The 11,020-nt window shown below is 38.6% G+C and carries 10 protein-coding genes; 2 read left to right on the top strand and 8 right to left on the bottom strand.

Annotated features, from left to right (window positions below):
- Positions 1-112: 112 nt before the first annotated feature.
- Positions 113-571, top strand: a complete 459-nt coding sequence (tnpA, locus tag G587_RS22825; protein WP_051201044.1) for an IS200/IS605 family transposase — start codon at positions 113-115, stop codon at positions 569-571.
- A 143-nt stretch (positions 572-714) separates the two neighbouring features.
- Here tnpA and G587_RS0113625 read toward each other — a convergent pair whose 3' ends face one another.
- Together G587_RS0113625 and G587_RS0113620 are read right to left on the bottom strand one after the other, a co-directional pair.
- Positions 715-1,872 carry a leucine-rich repeat protein gene (locus G587_RS0113625; RefSeq protein ID WP_026492711.1) on the bottom strand — a complete coding sequence of 386 codons (1,158 nt, stop codon included), beginning with the start codon at positions 1,870-1,872 and terminating at the stop codon, positions 715-717.
- Between the two features lie 150 nt (positions 1,873-2,022).
- Positions 2,023-2,562, bottom strand: a complete 540-nt coding sequence (locus tag G587_RS0113620) for an NADH peroxidase (RefSeq protein ID WP_026492710.1) — start codon at positions 2,560-2,562, stop codon at positions 2,023-2,025.
- Between the two features lie 270 nt (positions 2,563-2,832).
- Here G587_RS0113620 and G587_RS24580 point away from each other — a divergent pair, with 270 nt between their 5' ends.
- A complete protein-coding gene (locus G587_RS24580) occupies positions 2,833-3,690 on the top strand; it encodes a MurR/RpiR family transcriptional regulator (RefSeq protein ID WP_051201043.1) in 858 nt (285 codons plus the stop codon).
- A 70-nt stretch (positions 3,691-3,760) separates the two neighbouring features.
- On the opposite strand, the gene G587_RS0113610 is transcribed toward G587_RS24580, so the two are convergent.
- Genes G587_RS0113610 through G587_RS0113585 form a run of 6 tightly spaced genes read right to left on the bottom strand, consistent with a single transcriptional unit; the run spans position 3,761 to position 11,020 of the window.
- The gene (locus tag G587_RS0113610; protein WP_081679457.1) at positions 3,761-6,013 is read right to left on the bottom strand and encodes an ABC transporter substrate-binding protein; all 2,253 of its coding nucleotides are present in this window, start codon (positions 6,011-6,013) and stop codon (positions 3,761-3,763) included.
- A gap of 6 nt (positions 6,014-6,019) precedes the next feature.
- A complete protein-coding gene (locus tag G587_RS0113605) occupies positions 6,020-7,120 on the bottom strand; it encodes a hypothetical protein (RefSeq protein WP_026492708.1) in 1,101 nt (366 codons plus the stop codon).
- 20 nt (positions 7,121-7,140) lie between these two features.
- Positions 7,141-8,676, bottom strand: a complete 1,536-nt coding sequence (locus tag G587_RS0113600; RefSeq protein ID WP_026492707.1) for an MBOAT family O-acyltransferase — start codon at positions 8,674-8,676, stop codon at positions 7,141-7,143.
- Between the two features lie 23 nt (positions 8,677-8,699).
- Positions 8,700-9,461 carry an exodeoxyribonuclease III gene (locus G587_RS0113595; RefSeq protein WP_035786747.1) on the bottom strand — a complete coding sequence of 254 codons (762 nt, stop codon included), beginning with the start codon at positions 9,459-9,461 and terminating at the stop codon, positions 8,700-8,702.
- A 48-nt stretch (positions 9,462-9,509) separates the two neighbouring features.
- Positions 9,510-10,784 carry a chloride channel protein gene (locus G587_RS0113590; RefSeq protein WP_026492705.1) on the bottom strand — a complete coding sequence of 425 codons (1,275 nt, stop codon included), beginning with the start codon at positions 10,782-10,784 and terminating at the stop codon, positions 9,510-9,512.
- A 23-nt stretch (positions 10,785-10,807) separates the two neighbouring features.
- A complete protein-coding gene (locus G587_RS0113585) occupies positions 10,808-11,020 on the bottom strand; it encodes a hypothetical protein (RefSeq protein WP_026492704.1) in 213 nt (70 codons plus the stop codon).

The raw sequence follows: 11,020 nt of genomic DNA, 5'->3' as shown, positions 1-11,020 counted from the left end.
TACTGCCTTGTCCTATACACAGTTGAGATTTCCTTTCCAAAAGATTATATTAGTATTATAGCATAATTTCCAAGAGCAATCAAAACATTTGTTCTTTTTAGATGGAGTTTTTATGGATAACTACAGAAGAGGTTCACATTCAGTTTACCTGCTTACCTATCATATCATTTTTGTCACTAAATACAGAAAAAAAGTGATAACCGATGAGATGGGGGATTTCATGAAAAATCACGCCGCTTATCTGTGTGGAAGGATGAACTGCGATATGCTCTCAGCTGAGACAGACGAAGACCACATACACATGCTTATCTCCATGCCTCCGGATGTTGCTCCGGTAAAACTGATAAACACCTTAAAGTCCCAGCTCTCTAAAGAAGTCAGGATCAAATACCGTGAACATATAGAAAAATTTCTGTGGGGAGATGCTCTTTTCTGGAGCAGGAGCTATTTTTGCGCCACAACCGGATCCGTTTCACTTGAGACAGTGAAAAAATATATAGAAAGCCAGCGCACAGATGACCACAAAAGAAAATATGAAAAGACAGGACGATATAGTAAATCAAATCGCTGAGGATCAGCGATTCATCCCCCACCGACTATGTCGGAAGGAGTTTTCTCGCTGATATATCATAATTTATCCCCTTAGGTGACACTATTTTCATTCTCCTAAGGGGTCAATATTTAATGGCGTAATCTTTTCACAATGCTGTTAAATTACTTACTGATTGATTTTATGAGCTTTTTCTTTTTACTACCTTTTACACCTTTAATCTTGATCTTAGCGTCTTTGTTAATCTTCTTGAAAGCACCCTTGCCTATTTTCAGGGATTTATTCGCTTTTATGGTAACCTTTTTGAGTTTCTTACAACCCCTGAAGGCATTTTTTCCTATAGAAGTAACATTACTGCCAATCTTCACAGATTTTATTTTCTTATTGTTTTTGCAGGCATTTTTAGCTATAGATGTGACAGGATAAGTTGTACCATCCACTGTAACTACATCCAGAACAGCTTTCTTTTTTGATGCGATTTTTGTTGCGCAGGCATTGCCATTAACATCGATGTCATAAGTTATATCATCAATAGTTACTGTCATAGGCAGCTTACTTACCGCATCTACTTTATCTTTTGTATTAGCATTTTCATCTGCAGGAATATTTTTTGATGTTTCATCATCTGAATCCTCGGTAGGTCTTTTAATTGTGACCACCTCTGAATTAGCATATTTATTCAGGTCACATGAAGAAGTTTTTAAAGTAACTTCTTCTACATCCCAATCTATTTTTCTAAACTTTACTTTTTTATTCATACTGGATGTAAAATAATAATCTTTTGCATTGGAATATCTTAGAACATGTCCGTATCCATCATCAGCCCAGCTTACTACCCAACATTTTTTTCCATCTTTCTCATCTATTTTAGTTGTTATTCCGGTAGGCTGTGGCATTCTTTCTTTTACAGTTGTCTGGTAACTTGATACGGCATATTCTGAAGTTTTAAGATACTCATCCCTATTAAATGTGGTTTTTTCCTCATCACTTCCAACAACATAAAATATGATCTTCCCAAGCTTGTCATACTTATAGAACAAATTCAAATCAGCACTATCTATTGTTTTATTCTTTTTAAGTGTCCCTATAGTACATCGATCAAGACATTTTATTTTCCCATCTTCATTTTCATAGCATACAAAAAAGAAGTAAAATCCATCTGTAACCGTTTTGAAATGATATCTATCATCGATTAATTTTAGATCCTTAACAGGCTGTACTTTCCTTGCTGCTTTCGAATTTATGGATACACATCCAAATAAGACTATCACACACATAAGTGATGTGATAAAGAGTAAAAGATTCCCCAAGATTTTTTTCATTTTCATTTCCCCTGACTTTTCTATTCTGCACTATGGCAGGCTCCCTCATAGTCAATAATTATATCACAAGTCGATTATTATATTAATGAAAAAACTGCCGCACTATAAACTAATGCGACAGTTTCTCTCACTTATTTTTATAATATCGATTTATTTAAAATATCTGTCAAGGAGTCCCTTAAATGCCTTGCCATGTCTTGCCTCGTCACGAGCCATCTCATGGACTGTGTCATGGATTGCATCAAGATCAAGTGCCTTAGCACGCTTTGCAAGATCTACCTTACCTGCTGTAGCGCCATTCTCAGCATCTACTCTCATCTGTAGATTCTTCTTTGTGGAATCTGTGAGAACCTCACCAAGAAGCTCTGCAAACTTAGCAGCATGTTCTGCCTCTTCCCATGCAGCCTTAGCATAGTAATCACCAACCTCGGGATAACCCTCTCTGTAAGCCTGGCGACTCATAGCAAGATACATACCAACCTCTGAGCACTCACCATTAAAGTTAGATCTAAGATCTTCGATAATGTCATCCGGAACACCCTTAGCTACTCCAACAACATGCTCTGCTGCCCATGTAAGCTCACCTTCCTGCTTTGTAAACTTCTCTGCAGGAGCATGACATACCGGACACTCTGCCGGCGGCTGATCTCCCTCATGAACATAACCGCATACTGAACAAACCCATTTCATATTTGAAATCTCCTTTCTGTTTGAAACAGAATGCCTCATCTTCCTTCAGCTTTAATGAAATCTTCTTGTTATTGACAAGGGCTATTAGAGAATCAGCATTCTCACCTAATATCTAGTATACCAAATAATTTTAACACATTTAATCGTTTATAGAATTTTAATAAATGCTTAAATATATTATTGTTATTTAATAATGTAATTACTGTTTTTGCGTTATACTATAAATGGTTAATTACGTTATTCTCGCCTATGATGAAAAGGGGATAGAATATGTCATTATTAGAAGAAAGAATTAAAAGCGTTTATGCAAATCTTACCAGAGAAGAGCGCAAAGCAGCTGACTATTGCTTAAAGAATGATGCAACCATATATAACAATACCGTAGCAGAGCTTGCTGAGGCTTCAGGAACGACACAGGCTACCTGGAGCAGATTCTCCAAGTCTCTTGGCTACTCAGGACTTAAAGGTCTAAAGCGCGAGATTTTCTCAGATGCAAAGAAAGCTGAAAAAGCAGGTCCTCACATAGAGTTCAAGGATCTTAACCAATATACATCAATGCAGGCAATAGCCGATAACATCTGCGCTACCAGCTCACAGGCTATTCAGACTACCTACAGACTGTTCGATTCCCAGTCCTTTGAGGGAGCCGTTGACGCTATAGTCGGTGCAAGAATGATCAGGATATTTGGTGTAGGAAGCAGTTCACTTGCTGCTTACGATCTTTTCACTAAGTTCCAGAGACTGTCCTATAACGTAACCTACAATGAGGATTATCATAACAGTCTCATGAATGCCGCTCAGCTCCAGAAAGAGGATGTAGCCATTTTCTTCTGCGATTCAGGTAAAACCGATGAAATCATGCAGATTTTGAAGATTGCAAATGAGAGGGGCTCTGATACAGTTGCTATCACAAAGCTCGGAAACAGTCCCCTTGCTCAGGGATGTAAGCATGTGCTCTTTACCACATCCCCTGAAATTGATAAAAAGAGTGGTGTTACAAGCTCAAGATTTGCGCAGCTTTTCCTTGTAGATACTCTTTATACAGCTGTAGCAAATAAAGACTTTGCAAACATTCGCCAGCATCTTCAGGATTCCTATGATCTGTTCCATGATATGGGAACCTATTGATTACTCTTATCTACTTAAAAAAGTATATTATTATGCCCCGGATATCATTAAAAATATCCGGGGCGTTTTTTTAATTACTGCTAAGGTATTTCTCAACTCTGTGCTGTATCAGGCTTGATGCCTTCTCAGCAGTTATTTCTCCGTTATAGTAGGGCTTTGCTGCCTCACTTATTATCTTTATTATCTCAGTGTCCTGATGACGGAGTCTGTCTATTGAGCAGATAAAGGTTTTAAAGCTCTCCGCCTCATTTCTGTTAAGAGGCGTGATCGTTATTTCCCTGTCTCCGATTATTACCGTACTGTTGGTTGTTATCTTTCTGCCGCTGTCATCGATGTAGTATTTATCCTGTTCAGACTTCTCCATCAGTGCATTAAAGGCGTCCTCATTTACCGGGAATCCCCAGTCTATTTTGTACTGGTATTCATCAAGAAGGAAATACCTTATAAATTCCCAGGCTGCTTCTTTGTTGGAGCTTAAGCTGCTGATACCAAATAGCATTCCCGGATCAATATATGAAAGTCCTCTATCCTTTCCGGGATAGCCATTGAAAACCACATCTGCACTAAAGTATCCATCCTTTATAATTCTGTAATCCTCAAAGGATGTTATAAAGCAGCTCTGCAAAAGAGCCTTTTTATCTCTAAAGCAGTTGTCATCTATCTTCTGGTTATTATGCTCCTGTGCTCTTTTGAGCTCTCTTATGAAAATCAGAAGATCTATGAATTTGTAATTCTTGAAGTTACAGGTATTATTTTCAAAGTCTATAAAGTCAAATGCACATGCTGTATAAAGATCCTCTGCGTTGTCAAAGGTCTTTGTTCCCATCATGTTCTGCAGCTTGATGTTGTGCTTATTACAGTGGTTTATATAATTTGAAAGTGTTATTTCTTTTCCTTCAAGAAGACTGTTTGAAGCTGCGCAGGTAGCCACCGTAAATGAAGGCATTACCATGTACTGCTTACCGTTTCTGCTAAGAAGAGAATTAATGCTTTTAAGATATTTCTTATTAGTTATCTCTTCATCATTTTCAATATATGAATCAAGGGGTTCAAGAAGTCCATCTGATATATACGAATCGATGGACGCGTAGGAATTTAGAACCATGATATCCGGCGCATTTCCCTCTTCAATATCCTTGTTCATCGCCTGGTATATTGAATAGTAGCTTGAATATCCTTCCTCCGCGTAGTTCTTGACCTTTATAAAATATTCGTCACTGCTTTCGTTAAAATCAACTATCCTCTTTTTTACATATTCGTCGGTAAAAGCTGTTCCGATAGTGATTATCTCTTTTACATTACTCTGAGTATTTCTCTTTGATATCTCAGTAGTTTTTATGGTATCTGCGCCATAGTTAGATACAAGTCTGAAGGTCCCCTGAGCGTATTCATAAAGAAGCAGCGTACTGTCTGAATAAAAACCGTAGTCCTCAAAGCAGCAGATTTTTTTTAAGCTGCCATCTCCAACATTAAAACCATATATGTAATTATTGTTTAAATAGTAAAAGTCATAGGTAATTCCTGGAAAAAGATTACTTCCGTTAGCGATATCTGACGGCGCATAATGTTTCTTCCCAAGAGTCAGCTTCTTTTGATCTAACTCACTAAGGAAATATTTCCACTTACCATCTGTCTCCCCTACAAAAACTCTTCCATCAGCTGAGGTGAAAAATCTCCTGTCTCCATGCAGATTCCCCTCTTCCTTAATCTGCAACAGACTTACACGGCCATTATCCTCATCATAGAGAGAGTATCCACCGTATTGAGAGTAGGTAATGATTCCTTTTCCCTTAATATAAGCAATATCCAGAATATGTGAGTTCTCATCATTATCCGTTAAAGCTACAGCCCAGATCTCATCTCCTGAAGAGGAGTATTTAACCAGTCTCTTTTCCCCATTACCGGTATAGCTGTTATCATCCGGTGTGTTAAGAGATGCTATCTTATCCGGGTATATTGTTCGTATGGCATAAAAACAGCCTTCATCTCCCATAGTAAGGCATTCAAGGTTAACATTACCTGATTCTAACAGTATTTCCTCTGCCTTTTTCTCATCGTTTCTGACTCTTGAAAAGCTATAAGTACTATGTCCGTCACTCTTTGTCATTCTAAGGCAGTACATTCCGTTTTTATCAAAGGTAAAATTGGAATACTCACTGTCACTTGAAATATTTATGCCAAGGTCTTTGAATTCATAGGTATTGATCTCTGTATTTGAATCTACTTTTTGTGATGTACTGCCACTTTTCCCGCAAGCGCATGAAAAAGTCATAGACAGTACCATAACCGCAACTATCCCCCCTGTTAGCAGTTTTTTGATCATATTTTTTTATTCTTCTATCTGTTCGTATGTTAAGAGGTTCTGTTCTTCGTAGGGCTTAATAAGCTCATTAACTATTTTATCCGAAAAGCTCTTCATGTCATCAAGCATTTCTTCGTAATTGTCTTCTGTCATCTGGTACTCACCGGCTATCATCTGATCAAGCATAAGCTTATTGATCTCCGGAGAAAAATGGATTGAATCCATGTAGTTATCAAGATTTGTTATTACATCCTGCTCATTTTGGAAACAGAAGACCTTTACATTATCATACTGTAAGAGACTCTTAACCATCTCCTTTTCACAGTGGATAAATGCATCCCTCTCACCTGTTCTGTATATTCCGTCCCACCAGAGCATGGAATATGCAGGGAAAAAGAAATAAAACTCTGTGTCAGGGTGTCTTTCAACTTCACCTGTAAGAAGCTCTATATTTCCTTTAAGCTGCTCGTCATAGACCTTCTCATCCATCATGGGAGTTTCGGTTCTGGTTCTAAAATAAAGTCCAAGAGCGCTCTCGCTGCTAAAGTTCTTCCACTTTGCCCAGTTATATGACAGGTTCTCATTGTAGTCAGTTATATATGAGTTAACTATCATATATGGGATTTTCTCAAGGATTACGCCCTTATTGTACAGATACTGCACATCATTAAAAGGATTATGATCGTACAGATACATAGGGCATCCTGTCATCTCGTAGGTGGTTTCTGTACTTGCATTTAGCGATGAAGGGTCTATGTTATAAAACACCCTCTTTATATCATTACCTGATGCAAAGGCTTCATCTAACAGATAACAGAGGTCTGCCGTTGCACCATAAGACCTTATCGCCTTAATTGACTTGCAGTTAAAGGCTTCGTCATACCAACCGTTGTCATTATTCTCAGCAACAGATGATCCGACTATAAGTGTGTCATAATCAAAGTGCCTGAGGGTACCTATACACTGATATTCCTTGTCATTAAGAACTGCCTTAAGTCCAAACCAGGGCTTATGGTAGTGATAAAAAGGATCTATGCAAAATACCACTGCGCCTGTCAGTATGATAACCACAAGAGATGCTATCGCAAATCTTTTTATGAAATTAATGTCTTTGTTACCGTTTTTCAAAAATCGTCCTCTTTAAACAATCAGAACTGGAAATATATAAATGTGCTTACCTGTGATAATGAGATAAAGGACCATATAAAAATGATGACCATAAAGATCACGTGTCCTACTGAATTCCTCTTTTCATCCACGATCTCATGGGCGTTCTTTGCTCTTATCACTAAAACAGATATCACAAGAAGAATTATCCATGTGATCAGATACAGGATGCTTGTGTACTGCTTCGCATACATATTTGCAGCGGTAATAAGCAGGTAGTTCTCAGATATATCAAGCATTGCTGATGTCTTATACATAAATCCCGGCCAGGTCGGTATCACAAGCTGTTTAAAATACTGCAGTGCATAAGTCATGTCCTGGGATCTGAAGAATATCAGTGATACAAGGAACATCATAAATGTAAGTATCTGTCCAGGCATCCTGGGAATTACAACTAAAGGCTTTTCCCTAAGTAGATAGCTCTTTTTAATATCTCCCTCGACTGCCATGATTCCAAGGTCATCCCATACCACCAGGATTCCCATGACAAGTCCCCAGCATATATATGTCCAGCCTGCTCCGTGCCAAATTCCGCTGAGGATAAAGATTATAAGTACATTAGTTGCTGTTCTAAGCTTTCCCTTCCTTGATCCCCCAAGAGGAATGTAAACATATCTTACGAAAAATCTTGTAAGTGTCATGTGCCATCTCTGCCAGAGGTTTCTGACGCTGAAGGCTTTATAGGGCGAGTTGAAGTTCTGCGGAAGCTCTATTCCAAGCATCAGACTTACGCCCTCTGCCATATCGCAGTAGCCGGAAAAATCAAAGTACAGCTGGAATGCATAAGATATCAGAACCAGCGCTCCTGTAAGAGTATCCATATAGTAGGTATATTTAAATCCGTAGTCCGCGATCTTAGCAAGGTTATCTCCAAGAAGTACCTTTTTGGAAAGTCCTATTACAAAAAGCTCTATACCTCTTCGGAAGTTCTCAGCCTTTAATGCTCTTTTTTCAGTATCTCTTATCTGACCGATTATCTCATAGGGGAGAGCTATAGGTCCCTGAACTATCTTAGGAAAATATGTGATGTAAATGAGATATTCTATGAAATCTACATCTCCAAGCTTTTCATTTTCCTTTACCTTATTTTCTTTTTCACGCTTTATATCAGTTATAAATGCTATCTGTGAAAATACGTAAAAACTTATTCCCACAGGCATTATTATTTTTAATTCCGGGATTTCTTTTCCTATGACTGTAAAAATATTGGAAACAAAGAAATTTGAGTATTTAAAAAATCCTAAGAGAAGAATGTTAAAGATAATTCCTACTACATGGATTATTTCTGCTTTTTTCAGGAAGTTATCCACAATTAGCCTGGATATTCCATAGTTTATAAGACATGAAACCATTAAAACCCAGACAAATCTCACTGAAAAAAGGCCGTACAAAATCAGGGAAGCTGCGATAAGTGCCAGATCTGCCAGCTTCCACATTTTGATCCGATTAAGTCCGTGCCAGGTTATCAGCACTATCGGTAAAAATATTAAGATAAACGAAAATGAATTAAATGACATGTCTCAATTATAAGGTTATTTTTTTATTTAAGTATAAGTCCTACAGGACAGTGGTCTGATCCCATCTGATCCTTGTAGATAACTGCATCTTCAATTTTGTCTTCAAGAGCTTTTGATGTTACAAAGTAGTCGATACGCCACCCTGCGTTCTTTGCTCTCGCCTGGAATCTGTAGGACCACCAGGAATAAGCTCCTTCAAGATCAGGATAAAAATATCTGAAGGTGTCGATCAGGCCTGCATTAACCACATTTGTGAATTTCTCACGTTCTTCATCTGTAAAGCCTGCGTGTCCACGATTGGGCTTCGGATTTTTAAGGTCTATCTCCTTATGTGCTACATTTAAATCTCCGCAGTAGATAACAGGCTTTGTCTCCTCAAGCTTTTTAACGTATTTTAAGAAGTCATCCTCCCATCTGCATCTGTATTCCAGTCTGGACAGATCATCCTTGGCATTGGGTACATAGACGGTTATAAGGTAGTATTCCGGATACTCAGCTGTTATTATTCTTCCCTCATGGTCATGTTCCTCGATTCCAAGACCATAGGTAACATTTATTGGCTCTTCTTTTGTGAAAAGAGCTGTTCCGGAATATCCCTTTTTTTCTGCGTAATTCCAGTATTGATAGTATCCCGGCAGGTCAATTTCTATCTGACCTTCCTGGAGCTTTGTCTCCTGAAGTCCTATAACATCGGGCTTTTCATTTTCCATAAAGCTATTGAATTCACCCTTTGATACGCATGCTCTAAGTCCGTTAACGTTCCATGATACCAGCTTTTTTGACATTTTTTTCTCCTGTAAATTAACTATCTTGTGCTTTTTTCTGTCTGCTTGTTACTTTGTTTTCTGGTTAATGTATTTATTGTGGAACTTTGAATACATAATTTTCTGTGAGCCATATACTCCGTAATAGCCTGAAAATGTATAGCTAAGTGCAATGGCTATAAGATAATATGGCATTCCGCTATATCCAAACATCTCGAAACAAAGAAGAAGAGATGAAATCGGACAGTTTGTAATTCCGCAGAAAAGAGCCCCCATTCCTATTGCTGAGCAAAGTGCTGCATTATATCCAAACAGCTGTGAATACAGACTTCCAAAGGTTGCTCCGATAAACAGAGCAGGAACGATCTCACCGCCTTTATATCCGGCTCCCGTGGTAACTGCTGTAAACAGCATCTTAAGAGCAAAGGCAAAATATGGCGATTCTCCTCTTGTAGCAAGCTCTATAATATCCATTCCTGCGCCATTGTAGTAATTATTCCCAACTATAAGAGTGAGAACCACTACCAGGCATCCACCTACAAATATTCTGATGTAGGGATTTTTGAAGAATCTCTTGTACAGCTCTCCGCTTTTCTTCATAACTATGCAGAATATAATACTTATAAGCGCACAGAGTATGGCAAGTATTCCACCCTTAATAGCAGTGTTTACTGAAAAAGCAGGAACGATTTCAACCGTAAAAACATCCGGGACCGTTCCAAAATGCTGGGCAACACCGCTTGAAACCAGTGCAGATAATACGCATGGGATAAGAGCAGCATAGTACATTACTCCAACCGCTTCTATCTCCATCGCAAGAAATGCTGCAGCCATAGGTGTTCCAAATAAAGCTGCAAAGGCTGCACTCATTCCACACATGGTTATTATTCTGCAGTCATTTTCATCAAGCCCTATCAGTTCACCGAAGTTATGTCCGATACTTCCGCCAAGCTGTAGCGCCGCGCTTTCTCTTCCGGCACTTCCTCCACAGAGGTGTGTCAGAATTGTAGCTACAAATATCAGTGGTATTTTTCTTTTGGGTAAGTGATCACCGGCTGAAATCGTAGTAATAACAAGATTCGTACCGGTGTCCTCATATTCCTTGGACATTCTGTATAGAAATACTATAAGAAGACCTGCAAAGGGTAGTAGATAAATCATGAAGCTATGAGTTTTTCTAAACTCAGTAGCAAGTCTTATCCCATGAAAAAAGGCAGCCCCAACTGCCCCTATGATTATTCCCACAATAATACCAAGCACCAACCATTTCAGCGTAGCTAAAAGCCTTCTGATCTGATGCTTATAGTGTGGTTCTTCACTATTCGCATTGTTTTGAACAGACATTTTCTCACCCAAAAACTATCTTATTATTTAGACATTGACGCTATAAGTGCATCTATCTCTGCCTGACTTAGCATCTTACCACTATCTGCAGGATTGGGAGCCGCGGCAGGTGTTGGCGTAGCTCCAGCTGCTGCGGGCATACTAAATGAGCCTGCTCCCTGTTGAGAAGACTTACCCATAATACTCGCAAGTAAAGCCTGTTGTTCTGGATCTAATCCGTTTGCATCAGTACCCAT

Origin of the sequence: Butyrivibrio sp. XPD2002 (assembly GCF_000423945.1) — a bacterium.
Lineage (GTDB): Bacteria > Bacillota > Clostridia > Lachnospirales > Lachnospiraceae > Butyrivibrio.
Note: the sequence above shows the minus strand (reverse complement) of the source record. Positions and strands in the feature narration are given on the sequence as shown.

Bases quoted from the DNA above. Each gene is read 5' to 3' on its own strand.
- tnpA (WP_051201044.1), top strand. From the start codon at position 113: ATGGATAACTACAGAAGAGGTTCACATTCAGTTTACCTGCTTACCTAT.
- G587_RS0113625 (WP_026492711.1), bottom strand. From the start codon at position 1,872: ATGAAAAAAATCTTGGGGAATCTTTTACTCTTTATCACATCACTTATG.
- G587_RS0113620 (WP_026492710.1), bottom strand. From the start codon at position 2,562: ATGAAATGGGTTTGTTCAGTATGCGGTTATGTTCATGAGGGAGATCAG.
- G587_RS24580 (WP_051201043.1), top strand. From the start codon at position 2,833: ATGTCATTATTAGAAGAAAGAATTAAAAGCGTTTATGCAAATCTTACC.
- G587_RS0113610 (WP_081679457.1), bottom strand. From the start codon at position 6,013: ATGATCAAAAAACTGCTAACAGGGGGGATAGTTGCGGTTATGGTACTG.
- G587_RS0113600 (WP_026492707.1), bottom strand. From the start codon at position 8,676: ATGTCATTTAATTCATTTTCGTTTATCTTAATATTTTTACCGATAGTG.
- G587_RS0113595 (WP_035786747.1), bottom strand. From the start codon at position 9,461: ATGTCAAAAAAGCTGGTATCATGGAACGTTAACGGACTTAGAGCATGC.
- G587_RS0113590 (WP_026492705.1), bottom strand. From the start codon at position 10,784: ATGTCTGTTCAAAACAATGCGAATAGTGAAGAACCACACTATAAGCAT.
- G587_RS0113585 (WP_026492704.1), bottom strand. From the start codon at position 11,020: ATGGGTACTGATGCAAACGGATTAGATCCAGAACAACAGGCTTTACTT.